Origin of the sequence: Bradyrhizobium oligotrophicum, from assembly GCF_051168495.1 — a bacterium.
Lineage (GTDB): Bacteria > Pseudomonadota > Alphaproteobacteria > Rhizobiales > Xanthobacteraceae > Bradyrhizobium > Bradyrhizobium oligotrophicum_A.
This window is the reverse complement of the sequence record NZ_JBNPVB010000004.1, coordinates 128,034-141,664: the sequence shown is the minus strand read 5'-3', so window position 1 is coordinate 141,664 and position 13,631 is coordinate 128,034. Positions and strand designations below refer to the sequence as shown.

15 protein-coding genes are annotated in these 13,631 nt (G+C 65.4%); 8 read left to right on the top strand and 7 right to left on the bottom strand.

Going from position 1 to position 13,631, the window contains the following annotated elements; translation table 11 throughout:
* The first annotated feature begins 51 nt into the window (after nucleotides 1-51).
* Nucleotides 52-414 (top strand): hypothetical protein, encoded by a 363-nt coding sequence (locus ACQR1B_RS09980; protein WP_434831100.1) that lies wholly within the window; start codon nucleotides 52-54, stop codon nucleotides 412-414.
* A 29-nt stretch (nucleotides 415-443) separates the two neighbouring features.
* Here the strand turns inward: ACQR1B_RS09980 and ACQR1B_RS09975 are convergent, their stop codons facing one another.
* Complete coding sequence (locus ACQR1B_RS09975; RefSeq protein WP_434831101.1) at nucleotides 444-1,607, bottom strand: alpha/beta hydrolase; 1,164 nt, start codon at nucleotides 1,605-1,607, stop codon at nucleotides 444-446.
* Nucleotides 1,608-2,038: 431 nt separating this feature from the next.
* Here ACQR1B_RS09975 and ACQR1B_RS09970 point away from each other — a divergent pair, with 431 nt between their 5' ends.
* Nucleotides 2,039-3,415, top strand: a complete 1,377-nt coding sequence (locus ACQR1B_RS09970; RefSeq protein WP_434831102.1) for an APC family permease — start codon at nucleotides 2,039-2,041, stop codon at nucleotides 3,413-3,415.
* 1 nt (nucleotide 3,416) lies between these two features.
* Nucleotides 3,417-4,655 (top strand): hypothetical protein, encoded by a 1,239-nt coding sequence (locus tag ACQR1B_RS09965; RefSeq protein WP_434831103.1) that lies wholly within the window; start codon nucleotides 3,417-3,419, stop codon nucleotides 4,653-4,655.
* A 14-nt stretch (nucleotides 4,656-4,669) separates the two neighbouring features.
* On the opposite strand, the gene ACQR1B_RS09960 is transcribed toward ACQR1B_RS09965, so the two are convergent.
* Both ACQR1B_RS09960 and yidD read right to left on the bottom strand, forming a co-directional pair.
* Complete coding sequence (locus tag ACQR1B_RS09960) at nucleotides 4,670-4,891, bottom strand: hypothetical protein (RefSeq protein ID WP_434831104.1); 222 nt, start codon at nucleotides 4,889-4,891, stop codon at nucleotides 4,670-4,672.
* Between the two features lie 258 nt (nucleotides 4,892-5,149).
* Nucleotides 5,150-5,503: a membrane protein insertion efficiency factor YidD gene (gene yidD, locus ACQR1B_RS09955; protein WP_434831105.1), complete on the bottom strand. Its 354-nt coding sequence runs from the start codon at nucleotides 5,501-5,503 to the stop codon at nucleotides 5,150-5,152.
* A 263-nt stretch (nucleotides 5,504-5,766) separates the two neighbouring features.
* On the opposite strand from yidD, the gene ACQR1B_RS09950 reads away from it, so the two are divergent.
* The gene (locus ACQR1B_RS09950; protein WP_434831106.1) at nucleotides 5,767-6,657 is read left to right on the top strand and encodes a hypothetical protein; all 891 of its coding nucleotides are present in this window, start codon (nucleotides 5,767-5,769) and stop codon (nucleotides 6,655-6,657) included.
* 132 nt (nucleotides 6,658-6,789) lie between these two features.
* On the opposite strand, the gene ACQR1B_RS09945 is transcribed toward ACQR1B_RS09950, so the two are convergent.
* On the bottom strand, nucleotides 6,790-7,251 hold the full coding sequence (locus ACQR1B_RS09945) for an iron-sulfur cluster assembly scaffold protein (protein ID WP_434831107.1): 462 nt from the start codon (nucleotides 7,249-7,251) through the stop codon (nucleotides 6,790-6,792).
* A gap of 229 nt (nucleotides 7,252-7,480) precedes the next feature.
* Between ACQR1B_RS09945 and folE the strand changes: the two genes are divergently transcribed.
* The 4 genes from folE (at nucleotide 7,481) to ACQR1B_RS09925 (ending at nucleotide 11,314) form a co-directional block, all read left to right on the top strand.
* Complete coding sequence (gene folE / locus ACQR1B_RS09940; RefSeq protein WP_434831108.1) at nucleotides 7,481-8,203, top strand: GTP cyclohydrolase I FolE; 723 nt, start codon at nucleotides 7,481-7,483, stop codon at nucleotides 8,201-8,203.
* A gap of 26 nt (nucleotides 8,204-8,229) precedes the next feature.
* Nucleotides 8,230-8,658 carry a phosphoribosyl-AMP cyclohydrolase gene (gene hisI, locus ACQR1B_RS09935; RefSeq protein ID WP_434831109.1) on the top strand — a complete coding sequence of 143 codons (429 nt, stop codon included), beginning with the start codon at nucleotides 8,230-8,232 and terminating at the stop codon, nucleotides 8,656-8,658.
* Nucleotides 8,659-8,821: 163 nt separating this feature from the next.
* On the top strand, nucleotides 8,822-9,850 hold the full coding sequence (locus ACQR1B_RS09930) for a transglycosylase SLT domain-containing protein (RefSeq protein WP_434831110.1): 1,029 nt from the start codon (nucleotides 8,822-8,824) through the stop codon (nucleotides 9,848-9,850).
* A gap of 288 nt (nucleotides 9,851-10,138) precedes the next feature.
* A complete protein-coding gene (locus ACQR1B_RS09925) occupies nucleotides 10,139-11,314 on the top strand; it encodes a DUF2336 domain-containing protein (RefSeq protein WP_434831111.1) in 1,176 nt (391 codons plus the stop codon).
* Between the two features lie 63 nt (nucleotides 11,315-11,377).
* On the opposite strand, the gene ACQR1B_RS09920 is transcribed toward ACQR1B_RS09925, so the two are convergent.
* The 3 genes from ACQR1B_RS09920 to ACQR1B_RS09910 all read right to left on the bottom strand — a co-directional run bounded on the left by ACQR1B_RS09920 (nucleotide 11,378) and on the right by ACQR1B_RS09910 (nucleotide 13,523).
* Nucleotides 11,378-11,962, bottom strand: coding sequence for an Hpt domain-containing protein (locus tag ACQR1B_RS09920; protein ID WP_434831112.1), 585 nt, complete (start codon nucleotides 11,960-11,962; stop codon nucleotides 11,378-11,380).
* Between the two features lie 122 nt (nucleotides 11,963-12,084).
* Entirely contained in the window at nucleotides 12,085-12,630 is a 546-nt protein-coding gene (locus tag ACQR1B_RS09915) for a response regulator (RefSeq protein WP_434831113.1), read from the bottom strand.
* Nucleotides 12,631-12,743: 113 nt separating this feature from the next.
* On the bottom strand, nucleotides 12,744-13,523 hold the full coding sequence (locus tag ACQR1B_RS09910; protein WP_434831114.1) for an NAD kinase: 780 nt from the start codon (nucleotides 13,521-13,523) through the stop codon (nucleotides 12,744-12,746).
* Nucleotides 13,524-13,631 lie beyond the last annotated feature (108 nt).

Below are 13,631 nucleotides of genomic sequence, written 5' to 3'. Positions count from 1 at the left end.
CTCGGACGGGGTCGATCTCCCGCGCCCACGGTTGGATGAAAGAGACATGGCATGAAAAAGACGATGTTGAGCCTTGCCGCGGCGCTGTATTGCACCTCTGCGCTGGCCCAGAGCAGCGCGCCGATGGTCGGAGACCGCCCGCTGGTGCAGGTCAAGCCGAAGGGGATGAAGACCGCAGCCGCGACGCCGGCCAAGCCGCAATCGATGGCGGTGAAGCTCCAGGCCTGCCTGGAGATCGAGGATGGAACCAAGGAGCGGCTGGACTGCTACGACGCCGTGATTCCCCCCGCGGCCAAGCCGAAGGCGGTGAAGGCCAAGGCGGTGGCCGACTGCAAGTTCACCAAGGAACAGGACGAGCGGCTGGCCTGCTTCAACGGCTTCGTCGAAAACATGCCGAAACTGCCGAAGAGCTGAGACGTCTCGTCAGCCGCTGCACCGGCTGGTCAGCGGCTAGATGTGCTGCCTGAGAGTTCCTGGGCGCCGGCCGCGATCCGGACCGGCGGCTGGGCCGCCGCCATCTTCGTCAGCACGTCCCTGATCGGGTGGTGGGTCCAGGCCTGCGTCACGTAATCTCGATGGGTGATGCCCTCGTCGGTTTCCACGAAGACGACGCTGCCGGGACGCAGCGGCCGGTCGATATCCTGGGACATCTCGATGCCGCGGTTGCGCAGCATCGACATCAGCTCCTGATCGTGGCGCGCCGTGTTGCGGGTGTAGGAGCTGATGAAAAAGCCCGAGCGGTTGCGCTCGATCCAATTGGCGAACTTGTCGAGCTGGCCGTAGACCGCATCGAGCAGCACGACGCCGCGCACGCGCTCGCTGATGCCGCCGACCTCGAGGCTCCATGCGGTGGGGAGGAAACCGCCGCTGTAGCCGACGATCACGATCGGCATGGTCGCAAAGCTGTTGGCGCTGGCGGGATCGCCGGCCAGGCGGGCGAGACTGGTCGCGGCCTCGTCCATGAAGCGCTTGAAGCCGCCCGGCTGCCAGAATTTCCCTGCGGAGGAATCGGCGGCATCGACCGCCATCTGCGGTGCGAGCAGCACGGCGTTGACGCCGGAAGCGGTGATCTGCTGCGGCACCATCTGCCGGTCGCGCACGTCGCGCTCGAGCGTGGCGCCGTTGCCGTGGAAGAACACCACGATCACGCCCGGCTTGCGCGCGTCGAAATGTTCGGGAACGTGCACCAGCACGCGGCTGTCGTTGTAGGTCTGGTCCTGCCAGTAGACCCGGCCCGAGAAGCTGCGATGGCCTCGGCGCTCGCCGCTGCTGACATTGAGGAACGGCGCATCGGACGCCGGATTGTTGCCGAAATAGGGAAACGCCGACGAATTCATGCTGACGAGCGTCGTGACGTCCTCGCGTGCCGTCGGTCCTTGCGGCGCGAGCGATGCGACCCGAGAGGCGGGCGGCTTCGGTGCGAAGTCGGCGGGGGTGTGAAGCTGGAAGCTCTCGCGGGCCGAAGGGAAGCGGTCGCCGAACTCCGGCGCCGGAAAACGTTCGTCGAAGGTGAGATCTTGCGCGGGTGCCGAATTGGCGGCCAGCGCGGCCGGATTGGGCGCCTGGCCGCATTGTCCAAGCGACAGCGAGAGCACGGCTGCAGCCACGCCATAAACCGCGCGAAGGCTAAGGGCGGGCCGACGCGCGCACACGCGCAGCCGCCCCAAACGGCGCGGGCGGTGACATCTCGACGATCTCGGACCGGTCCCGATCATGCGTCCCAAGACGAGCCAGGGCCGCAACGAGAGGCCCACCCCCAGCATTCGGTTTCATTCAATCTGCGCCACTGGCGTTGAGGTCGCGTTAAGGATCGTGCCCCGCCAGTTCAGGCGCAGAAGGGGACACACCACGCGATCGTGTCGTGATTGTGAGACCCGCGGCGCTCCCACGCAACGGCGCAGGCGGCAAATCGTCCGAAATAGGTTTCATGTTACCTCTTGCCATGGCCATATTTAGCGCGCGTTAACTATGATTGAATGGTTCGGCTGGAACATGAGCCTGAAGCGAAGGGAAGGGGCGTCACGCGTCCCGCAACGACATGGCCGCATCCGAGGCGGACGCTAACAGCTGGTCGGGAAGGTCCGGCCGCGCCGCGATCGCGTCCGTGTCATGGCCGGTCGCGACCGCGATCGTGATCGCCGACATGATCGGGGTCGGCGTGTTCACGAGCCTCGGTTTTCAGGTCAAGGATCTGCAGTCCGGATTCGCCATTCTGGCACTATGGGTCGTTGGCGGTCTCGTCTCGGTGTGCGGTGCGCTGTCCTATGCCGAGCTCGGCGCGATGTTTCCACGCTCGAGCGGCGAGTACAATTTCCTCAACCGCGCGTTCCACCCGGCGATCGGCTTCATGGCCGGCTGGGTCTCCGCCACGGTCGGCTTCGCGGCGCCGGTGGCGCTGGCGGCAATGGCGTTCGGCGAATACGGCCGCGCCGTCCTGCCGGGCGTCCCGCCGCTCATGCTGGCGTTGGGTGCGGTCTGGCTGGTCTCGCTGATCCAGCTCGGCGGCATCCGGCAATCGAGCCGTTTCCAGCTGTTGTCGACCGTGCTCAAGCTCGGCTTGATCGCAGCCTTCCTGATTGCCGGCGCGACGATCTCGGCGCCGCAACCCGTGAGGTTCCTGCCGGCCGCGTCCGACATCGGCTACGTCACCAGCGCCGCGTTCGCAACCAGTCTGGTGTTCGTGATGTACGCCTTTTCAGGCTGGAATGCCGCGACCTACATCATCGGCGAACTGCATGCGCCGGAGCGCACCCTGCCGCGGGCGCTGCTCGCGGGCACGCTGATCGTGCTCGTTCTCTATGTGGCGCTGAACGCGGTGTTCCTGCTGTCGGCACCGGTGAGCGAACTCGCCGGCCAGCTGCAGGTCGCCAGCATCGCCGGCGCGCACATCTTCGGCGAGACCGGCGGACGCTTCGTCGCTGCCATGATCTGCATCGGACTGATCCCGTCGATCGCGGCGATGATGTGGATCGGTCCGCGCGTGCTGATGACGATGGGGGAGGACATTCCGGCGCTGGCGGTGTTCGCACGTCGCGCGCGCAACGGGGCGCCCGCCTACGCGATCCTGTTCCAGCTCACGGTGGCAACCTTGATGCTGTTCACTGAGAGTTTCGAGGCGGTGCTCGACGTCGTACAGTTCTCGCTGTTGTGCTGCTCGTTCCTCGCCGTGCTCGGCCTCGTCAGACTGCGCATCACCCGCCCCGAGCTCGAGCGGCCGTATCGGGCGTGGGGCTATCCGGTCACGCCATTGATCTTCCTCAGCGTGACCGGGTTCATGATGTACTACCTGGTCACGGCGCGGCCCTGGCAGGCCGGGCTCGGCGCCGTGGCGATGATGTCGGGGTTGCTGATCTATTGGTTCGCTCACGCGCGGTCGCGCCGGACCGCCGCAACAGCCTTGTCGGGTCCGGATTGAAATGCTGTTGGTGTCGAGACTGTGGTTTGCCGTTGCCGTCCTGTTGATGGCGACCGGCTGTGACGTTCGGGCTCAAACCGTCACGCCCGATGACACGGCCCGCGTGCTCGCGGGAATGGCGCCGTCTGCCGGCTCGCCGCTCGCGGCGCTGACGCAGGATCCGGCCTGGCGGCGGCACGCGGCCTTCTTCGACAACGCCTTCAGTCAGCTCGATCAGCGGCAATTGTCGAAGATCCGGATTTGGACGGATGCCAATCTCGCGGCGCCGCGGCCTGCGATGTTCTATTTCTTTTCAGGGCCGGACTTCCTCTACGCGGACGCCTTCGCTCCGAAAGCCACGACCTACGTGCTGGCCGCGCTGGAGCCTGTCGGGCCCATTCCCGACCTTACCAGCTTGCCGCGGGGCAGCGTCGGTCCCGCGCTGTCCTATGTCGAACGTTCGCTGCAGTCGGTCTTGAGCTTCTCGTTCTTCATCACCAAGAACATGAAGGTCGACCTGCGCGATGGCGAGATCGAAGGCACGCTTCCGATCCTGTACGTGTTCCTGGCGCGCACCGGCAAGACCATCCGCAGCGCGAGCCTGGTCTGGCTGGATGAGAGTGGTGCGCTGCGTGCCGCGAACGAGGTGCCGACCCGCAACGCGACCAAGGGCGCCCGCATCGTTTTTGCCGGCTCCGACGGCGTCGAGAAGACGCTCTACTACTTTTCCACGGATCTGTCCGATTCCGGCGTGAAGGCCAGCGGCTTCCTCAAATTCTGCGAGCCTCTCGCACCGGGCAACAGCCTGCTGAAGAGCGCATCATATCTGCTGCATCTCAGCGGCTTCTCCCAGGTTCGCAGCTGGCTGTTGAAGAACAGTACGTCCATCATCCAGGACGATTCGGGCATTCCACTGGCCAGCTACGACTCCAGAGCCTGGCAGTTCTTCCCGTTCGGCCGCTACGCCGGGCCGATCGACAAGTTTCCGGGCATGTATCAGAACAGCTACGCCAGACTGTTCGAGCGCGCCCAGCCGCTCGATTTTGGCATTGGCTACCGCTGGCGAACGCGGGAATCGAACGTCCTGCTCTCGGTGAGGTCGCCCTCCGCCGATGCGACGATTTCAGCCGAAGCAACGGCACCGGCAGAAACGAACTATCAGCCTCCGCGTGTGCGCCGTGCGCCGCGTCCACCGGATTCGATTCCTGGCTATCCTGAGCCGCCCCGGCGGGATGACTTTTTCTTCTGGCCGCGCTGGTAACAGATGGTCGGTCGTCACCAGTGCACGGACTGGCTCGGAACGATGTAGGACGTCGTCGTCGGGGGCAGGGTGGTGCTGTCGGCGAGGTAGCGCCACGCGCCGACGATGATGATCAGCAGAGCGATGATGCAGAGCAGGTCCACCTGCCGTACATCATGATGATCATGGCCGCGCTCTCGATCATGATCTATGCCGGTCCGCGATCGGCGCGACCTCGGGTGGATCGTCCAGCGCATCTGTTGGACCTCCCGAAAGGATGTTTCAACATCAATGCAAGACCGCGCGGAGATGTTCCTTGCAGACCCATCGCCGCCGCGATGGATGAGACTAATCCTAGCGCGGGACTTTGCTAGTCCGATTTGCTTCAAATCAAATGTTGCAGTGCATGAGTTCGTCGATCGACGCTGTCCCCGCGGGCGCTTTGATCTGCGTCGCTGAGCCTCGGCGCACGCGACATGCGGGTTTGGTGTTGTCGTCCGAGATGCCGCCTGCCGTCAGCCCGGACCATTGACGCCGCGCCAGCGTGCATAGCGCCATGGCAGGTACCAGCGGGCTATCGGTGGGATTTGAGTCGGGACATTGTCGATGCCCGAGGTGCCCCACGGTTGGCAGCGCAACAGCCGCGCCAACGTCATCCAGCCGCCGGCCCAGAGTCCGTGGCGCGCGATCGCTTCATCGGCATAGACCGAGCAGGTCGGCAGGTGCCGGCAATTGTAGCCGACCAGTGGCGATAATGTGTGGCGATACAGCCAGATCAGCGCCCGGGCCGCGCGGCGGGGGATTCGCGACAGCAGCCCCGACCGGCTGTGCGCAGAACGGCAGGTTGGGTCAGGACATGAGTGCTTCATGGGCGCCGTGCCGAACCGATGTGCGAGCTTTGACCGGTTCCTCGGCAAGGAACCCGTGCTCTCGCGCTCGTGTGGTGATGTGATGCAACAATGACAGGTTTTCAGCGGCGCCGCAGTGCGCCGCACCTGGACGCTCAGGAATTGCCCGGATACGTTTCCAGGCAAGGATGTGACAGACTAATAACGGATTTGAGGCCAGCTTGTCAGGTCTAGCCGGTGGGGAAGACGAGGAACTGCGAACCGAGCCTTACGAGGGGGAAGGATTGCGGGTGAGATTGCTGCGGTCGCGTAGGTTGCGCTGGATGCTTCTCGGTGTTGCAGCGCTGGGTGCGGTGCTCGGATGCACGGTCACCATCACGTCAAACTCGGCGCGCGCCGGCGCCGCGCTCGAAGAGCGCAAGCTCCCGATGCGGTTCAGTTGGGTGGCGTGCGAACCGAACTGTGGCTGGGTGAGCGCAGTCGGCATCGTCACCGGCGACAGCCCGAAGGATTTCGAGGAGTTCGCCCGGGATCGCGACCTCACCGCTACCACCCTCGTGCTCGACTCCAGCGGCGGCTCGGTCAACGATGCCATCAGCCTGGGCCGCCGGTTCCGCGCCTTGAAGATGCGCACCACGGTTGGCCAGACTCAGCGCCCGAGCCGGGCCAACGAGCGGCCGAAGATCGTGCCGGAGGCCTATTGCGAGTCGATGTGCGTGTTCCTGCTGCTGGCCGGCACCACGCGCTACGTGCCGGACACCGCGCATGTCCGTGTCCACCAGATCTGGATGGGCGACCGCGCCGACGACGCTAAGGCCGCGAGCTATTCGGCGCAGGACCTGATGATCGTCGAGCGCGACATCGGGCGTCTGGCCAAATACACTTTCGACATGGGCGGCGCCGGCGATCTGCTCTCGCTCGCCCTCAACGTGCCGCCGTGGGAAGATCTGCACGAGCTGTCACGCACGGAGTTGCGGCTCACCAACGTCGTCACCACCGAGCTGCTCGCCGACGTGCTGCCGCCGAAGGGGACGGCACCGGTCGCCGAACTCGCGCCGAAGCCGGTCCAGCCCAAGCAGCAGGACCGCTTCTCGGTGTCGTTCGAAAAGCCGCTCTCGCGCACGGCTGAAGCCCTGCCGCCGCCGGCCACGGTTGCTGCGACTCCGCCGCAATAGCGTAATTCGGGCAGCTATCTTTCGCCGAAGCCCCTCGGGCTTCGGCTGAGGCTGATGTTGGACTGTGGGCGCGGCCGCCGTGGGCGATATGGCACCTGCCCACGTCGATCGGCGTCGGTCCGGCCGGCCATCTCAGCCCTGGGCCACCGCGGCAGCCTCCTTCTCCGACTTCGCCTCGATCTGGCCGATGGCATCGACCACCGCGTCGAAGGTCAGCATCGTCGAGGCATGGCGGGCCTTGTAGTCCCGGACCGGCTCGAGCAGGGCGATATCGGCCCATTTGCCCTCCGGCGGCGCGCCATTTTCCTTGAGCATCCGGCGGACGGTGTCGCGCAGGTCGCGCAGTTCGGCGGCGGTCGAGCCGACGACGTGGCGGGCCATGATCGAGGAGGAGGCCTGGCCGAGGGCGCAGGCCTTCACGTCATGGGCGAAATCGGTCACCCTGGGGCCGTCCATCTTGAGGTCGACCTTCACCGTCGAACCGCACAGCTTGGAATGGGCGGTCGCGGTCGCGTCCGGGTGGTCAAGTCGTCCGAGGCGGGGAATGTTGCCGGCGAGCTCGATGATTCGCTTATTGTAGATGTCGTTCAGCATGTGCCTGACGTCCCGGGATTACCGGCGGGTCGGCCTTGGCGGCCGGGTTTCATCGCCCTATATTGCGACTATATGGAAACGATTGGCAGGAATTCCAGCCACATCCACAGGCGTCCGGCGCCACAATCGCCAAGTCTGCAGGTGAGAGTTCTGCAGGTGACACTCTGCCGGGGACACACTCTGCCGGTGACACTCCGGTCGGATCGCCGACCGGTCGAACGGAGACGAGATGGACGCTTTGATCAAGACGCTGCGCGCGAACAAGCCGGACGGCAAGCCGTCCGATAACAAGCCGTCCGAGACCAAGCTGGCCGGCGACCGCCCTGCGGAGCTCGATCCAGCCGAGTTCCTCGCCGCCGCCGTCCGGGCCGACCGGCCGCGCCCGTCGCGAGCCGAGGCCGAGGCCGCAATCTACACCCTGTTGAATTACATCGGCGAGGATCCGACCCGCGAGGGGCTCATCGATACGCCGCGGCGGGTGGTCGAGGCCTATGACGAACTCTATCAGGGCTATCACCAGTGTCCGGCCGAGGTGCTCGACCGCACCTTCGGCGAGACCGCCGGCTATGACGATTTCGTGCTGATTCGCGACATCGAGTTCACGTCACAATGCGAGCATCACATGATGCCGTTCTACGGCAAGGCGCACATCGCCTATACGCCGGTCGAGCGGGTCGTGGGCCTGTCCAAGCTGGCGCGGCTCACTGACATCTTCGCCCGCCGGCTGCAGACTCAGGAGCATCTCACCGCCCAGATCGCGGCTGCGATCGACGAGGTGCTGAAGCCGCGCGGCGTCGCCGTGATGATCGAGGCCGAGCACACCTGCATGTCCGTGCGTGGCGTCGCCAAGCATGGCGCCATGACCTTCACCAGCCGCTTCACCGGCATGTTCCGGGACAATCCGGCGGAGCAGTCGCGCTTCCTGTCCATGGTGCGCTCGCCGCTGCGGTGAGCCCCCGATTCCGAGCCGAGCGTTTCGTGTCTTCATCCTCAGTTGAACGCGAGGAGGGCGCTGCCTTCCTGCCCAAATTCGACTCCGCCGGTCTCGTGACCTGCGTGACCACTGACGCCGTGAGCGGCGAGGTGCTGATGGTCGCGCACATGAACGACGAGGCGCTGCGCAAGACCGTCGCGACCGGCGAGGCTTGGTATTTCAGCCGCTCGCGCAACGCCTTGTGGCGCAAGGGGGAGAGTTCGGGTCAGACCCAGCGTGTGATCGAGATGCGCACCGATTGCGACCAGGACGCGGTGTGGCTCCGCGTCGAGCAGACGGGGGCGGCCTGTCACACCGGCCGTCATTCCTGCTTCTATCGCAAGGTCGAGCAGGCTGATCAGGGCGGGGCCGCCCGGCTTGTCTTCGTCAATGCGGAGCGCCTGTTCGACCCCGACGCGGTCTACCGCAAGTAGGTCAGAGGCTGGTAGGTCAAAGACTGCATCCGGAAATGTCCGGGTCGTCCATTGGCCTTGTCCGACCGGCGAATTAACCGGCCATTAACCATGCCGACCGCATTTTGCCTGATGTTTCCGGCGCGTTTGTCTGCCAGCGAATCTGCAAACAGCGGGTCTTTTCATGTCGGTCGACGCATCCAACTCCTCGCCCACCGGGATCCTCGAGGGCGTCCGGGCGAAAGTCGCCGGTGCGATCAAGCAGGCTGCCGATACGGTCGGCACCAGCTTCGAATATCTGTTGTCGACGGCCAAGATGGAGTCGGACTTCAATCCGACCGCCGGCGCGTCGACGTCCTCGGCACGCGGGCTCTACCAGTTCATCGATCAGACCTGGCTCGGCACTGTGAAGCAGGCCGGTGCCGATCTCGGCTACGGCCAGTATGCCGACGCGATCACCCGGACATCGTCGGGCGACTACACGGTCAGCGATCCCGGCATGCGCCAGGCGATCATGAAGCTGCGCGACGATCCCAAGGCGTCGTCGGCCATGGCAGCGGCGCTGACCCAGACCAACAGTTTTCAGCTCACCGGCGCGATCGGCCGGCGGCCGACCGATGCAGAGCTCTACATGGCGCATTTCATGGGCGTCGGCGGCGCGGCGAAGCTGATCTCCAGCACCCAGGAGACGCCGAACGCCTCGGCCGCCAGCATGTTTCCCAGCGCTGCGGCGGCCAATCGCTCGATCTTCTATGATCGCGACGGCCAGGCCCGCAGCGTCTCGCAGGTCTATTCGGTCCTGAACACGCGCTACGCCGGCGCCGCCAACTCCTCGGCCACGCGCGGCGCGCTCGCCCTCTATGGCGGGGCAACGACCAATATGGCCAATGCGGCCGGTGGCGGCGCGCTGCCGACCACCGACACCGCGACCTTCCTGTCGATGTTCCCGGATGCGCGCCGCTCGACTCAGGCCGCTGCAACGACGGCGGATGCCTCGGCCTCGATCCGGCCGGCCGATCCGACGTTCCGCTCGCTATTCCAGGTCGATGGCCAGTCGAACCAGCCGGTGTCGTCTGATGTCCGAGAACTATGGGGCCGCTCGTCGGTCGCCAGTGCCGGGTCTGCCGACGCGGGTGGCAATAATAACGGCAGCGGCAGCGGTCAGCGGCGGCTCGACCTGTTCAGCGACCCCAACGGGACCTTCTCAGGCTGAGATCGCGGCTCCGTCCGCCCGCTTCGTCACCGGAACCATTGATCGAAGATTATTTTTGACACGCCCTGCCGCGGCTCGCGCGGCGGGGCGGTCGTCGTGTTTTGCCCGTGGGATTACGGCGAAATATGGCATTTCCTGGTATGATGGTATGAGCCGACGTGGTGACTTAATAAAACATCAACAAAACCAGCTACTTATGGTGAACGCTTTGTTAAGTGTCATGGTTTATTTTCGGTGCTGTTGAGACCCTCGTGGTCTCGTTTGCAAGTTGCGTAAGCCGGAAAGACCATGATCGTTCGGCAGTTTCTCAGTTGGGTCAGAACCGCACCCGCCGGTGAGCGGGCAGAGGCCACCAGGGCCTTGGCGCGAGCGTGGTTGCTGTCGGATCTCGGTGACGAGGACCGTAGCGCGGCCGAAGGCGCGCTCCTCATGCTCCTGGACGATCCGTCGCCGCTGGTGCGGCAGGCCATGGCTGAAGTCTTCGCCCGCTCGGAGGAGGCGCCCGCCGCCATCGTCCAGGCGCTCGCCACCGACCAGCCGTCGGTCGCCACCATCATCCTCGAACATTCGCCGCTGCTGATCGATGCGGACCTCGTCGATATCGTCGCGACCGGCAATTCGGACACGCAATGCGCCATCGCCCGGCGGAATGGTCTGCCGGCGCCGGTCTGCGCTGCGATTGCGGAAGTCGGCAGCGCGGCGGCCGCGCTCGAACTGATCGAGAACGCCTATGCGGAGCTTGCGTCGTTCTCCTGGGATCGCATCGTCGAGCGGCACGGCCATCTGGCGGCCATCCGCGAAGCCATGCTGGTGCTCGACGATCTGCCGGCGGCGACGCGCGCTGCGCTGGTCGACAAGCTCTCCGAGACTCTGGCGCAGTTCGTGGTCGCCAGGAACTGGCTCAGCGCCGACCGGGCCGGGCGCATCACCGTCGAGGCGCGCGACCGCTCGACCATCACCATCGCGGCGCGTTCGCGCGGACAGGAACTGCGTGGCCTCGTCCAGCATCTGCGGGTGACGTCGCAGCTCACCGCCGGACTGATCCTGCGCGCGCTGCTCTCAGGCAATCTCGAACTGTTCGAGATCGCGCTGTCGGAACTCGCCGACATGCCGCGCGCGCGCGTGTCCGCGCTGCTCAACGACCGCGGCCGCGCCAGTCTGCAGGGGCTTTTGCGCAAGGCGGGCATTCCCGACACCACCTTCGATGCGTTCGCGATCGCGCTCGAGGTCTGCCGCGAGAACGGCTTTGCCGATACGCTCAGTGGTGCGGCGATCCTGCGCCGCAAGATGGTGGAGCGCGTGCTCACCCATTGCGCGACCGATCGCGACGCGGCCGAGCCGCTCCTGATCCTGCTGCGCCGCTTTGCCACCGAATCCGCGCGCGACGAGGCCCGCGAGTTCTGCGACGAGGTGATGGCGGAAGACTTCGTGGCCGGGCTGGAGTTCGGGCTGATCGCGGCGTGACGGGCTACGACGCGTTTCAGCCGAACCGCGCGCGCTTGCCCGGCAGGCCGCGGCTGCGTCAGCTCAAGGCTGGTCGCTCGGCACCAGGCTCGGCGCCAGGATCGCCTCCAGATGCTCCGGCCGGTTGCGGTTGACCTGGATCAGGTAGTCGTCGGCGACCCGGCGCAGCCGACGGCTCAATTCGGCAGCAACGGTGGGGCTGTGGTACTTCGTGTGATCGTGCACGATCGCCTGGATGGCGTTGACGTGATGTTCGATCAGTTCGGCTGGGACCTTTTCGAGGTCCGGCGCATGTTCGATGATCCGGCACAGGCTGTCGGCAACCTCCGCGGCGGCGGGATAGCCGAACGTCGCGGCATCGCCCTTGATGTCGTGGGAGGCGCGAAACAACTCCTCGCAGGCTTCGTCGTCGAAGCCGTCCTTCAGCACGGCCGTATAGGCCTTCGCCAGCCGCTCGGCCTCGGTGTCCATCCACGACTTGAACTCCCCGGACAGCCCCGCGAGCGCGGCTTCCGCGCGCGCGATCGGATCGTCGAGATCCTTTTCCTCGGCCCGGCGCAGCACCTTCTTCAGCGGATTGGGCGGGGTGATCACGTGGTGCGAGGCGTAGGTCTTGACCTGGATCGCCGGGGCTTTGTCTTTCGCCATCTCGATGTCCTGATTGCTGCCGACCAACGCACGGTTACTGGTGACCCGATTCATAGCCGAGGAGCAGATCGAACGGGGCGCAGATTGTTCGACGGCGTTAACGCGGGCTCACTGCCGCGCAGCTAAACTGCGGAGCGCGCTTTATCCAGAAGTGACGGCTGCTGGAAGATTTCCGCTTCGCCGCCGACCCGGCGCTCTGGGCCGATATAGGCGGTGCTGGTGTTGCGGCGCCGGTCCGGCCCGAAATAGGTCTTGGTCTTGATGAAGGGCCTGGGATTGGCGACCACGTTGAGGATGCGCTGATAGAGCGCCTTGGCCGAGATCGGCTTGGCCAGGAACTCCGTGACGCCGGCGTCGCGCGCCACGGTGACGCGGCGCTTCTCCGAATGTCCGGTGAGCATGATGATCGGCGCGTAGGGGTTACCCTTTGCCTCCGGCTGGCGGATCATCTGTGCGAGTTCGAGCCCGTCGAAGATCGGCATCGCCCAATCGGTGATGACGATGTCGGGCGAGAAATGGGTGTACATCTCAAGCGCGGTCGCGCCATCCTCGGCCTCGTTGACCTCGCGCGCGCCGAACGAATGCAACAGCGTGCGCAGGATGCGGCGCATGTGCGGGTTGTCGTCGCAGACGAGAAAACGCAGCTTGTTGAAGTCTATCCGATACATTGGGCCGGCCTGGGGGCATCATCGGTGACGGTGGTCAACGCGCATTAACCATACGGAGCGCCGGGTTAACAAAGCGTTGCGGCCGGGCCGAGGGCAGCGAAATCCGGCCGCTCTCAGTAGCCGAACTGCTCGGACAGAATGCGCTCTTCCAGGCTGTGGCCGGCGTCGAACAGCATGCGCATCGAGATCGTCTTGTCCGAGAGTACCTCGACGCGCTGGACGTTGCGGACTTCGTCATGGTCTGCGACCGCTGCGACCGGCCGCTTGTCGCCTTCGAGCACCTCGATGATGACATAGGCGGTGTTCGGGAGCAGGGCGCCGCGCCAGCGCCGCGGCCGGAACGCGCTGATCGGCGTCAGCGCCAGCAGCGCAGCGTTGATCGGCAGGATCGGACCCTGCACCGACAGATTGTAGGCGGTGGAGCCGGCCGGCGTTGCCACCAGCACGCCGTCGGCGATCAGCTCGGGCATGCGCTCGCGCTCATCGATGAGAATGCGCAGCCGCGCGGTCTGCGCCGTCTGACGGAACAGGTAGACCTCGTTGATGGCGTGATGGATGTGGACGACGCCGCCAGCGTCGGTCGCCCGCATCAGCAGCGGATGGATCACCGATTCCTGCGCCGCTTCGAGCCGCCCGTGCAGATCGATCGCGCTGAACTCGTTCATGAGGAAGCCGACCGTGCCGCGATGCATGCCGTAGATCGGCTTGCCCGAGCGCATGTGGTCGTGCAGCGTCTGCAGCATCAGGCCATCGCCGCCGAGCGCCACGACGACATCGGCCAGATCCGGATCGGAATTGCCATAGAGCGAGCTCAGCTGCGTCAGCGCGGCTTGCGCCTCGGCACTTGGACTCGCGACGAAGGCGATCCGCTCATATCGCTTGGGCGTGGTCATGCGTCGCAGGGCTCGCTGGGTCGATCGACCGGATTGAAGGCGCCGTGTCGTCTAGCCGACCTTGGCCGTGCTTGTCCATCACGGCCGGTATGGCGGTGCAATGGGGCC

Coding starts and splice junctions, on each gene's coding strand:
- ACQR1B_RS09980 (WP_434831100.1), top strand. CDS start 52: ATGAAAAAGACGATGTTGAGCCTTGCCGCGGCGCTGTATTGCACCTCT.
- ACQR1B_RS09970 (WP_434831102.1), top strand. CDS start 2,039: ATGGCCGCATCCGAGGCGGACGCTAACAGCTGGTCGGGAAGGTCCGGC.
- ACQR1B_RS09965 (WP_434831103.1), top strand. CDS start 3,417: ATGCTGTTGGTGTCGAGACTGTGGTTTGCCGTTGCCGTCCTGTTGATG.
- ACQR1B_RS09960 (WP_434831104.1), bottom strand. CDS start 4,891: ATGCGCTGGACGATCCACCCGAGGTCGCGCCGATCGCGGACCGGCATA.
- yidD (WP_434831105.1), bottom strand. CDS start 5,503: ATGAAGCACTCATGTCCTGACCCAACCTGCCGTTCTGCGCACAGCCGG.
- ACQR1B_RS09945 (WP_434831107.1), bottom strand. CDS start 7,251: ATGCTGAACGACATCTACAATAAGCGAATCATCGAGCTCGCCGGCAAC.
- folE (WP_434831108.1), top strand. CDS start 7,481: ATGGACGCTTTGATCAAGACGCTGCGCGCGAACAAGCCGGACGGCAAG.
- ACQR1B_RS09930 (WP_434831110.1), top strand. CDS start 8,822: ATGTCGGTCGACGCATCCAACTCCTCGCCCACCGGGATCCTCGAGGGC.
- ACQR1B_RS09925 (WP_434831111.1), top strand. CDS start 10,139: ATGATCGTTCGGCAGTTTCTCAGTTGGGTCAGAACCGCACCCGCCGGT.
- ACQR1B_RS09920 (WP_434831112.1), bottom strand. CDS start 11,962: ATGGCGAAAGACAAAGCCCCGGCGATCCAGGTCAAGACCTACGCCTCG.
- ACQR1B_RS09915 (WP_434831113.1), bottom strand. CDS start 12,630: ATGTATCGGATAGACTTCAACAAGCTGCGTTTTCTCGTCTGCGACGAC.
- ACQR1B_RS09910 (WP_434831114.1), bottom strand. CDS start 13,523: ATGACCACGCCCAAGCGATATGAGCGGATCGCCTTCGTCGCGAGTCCA.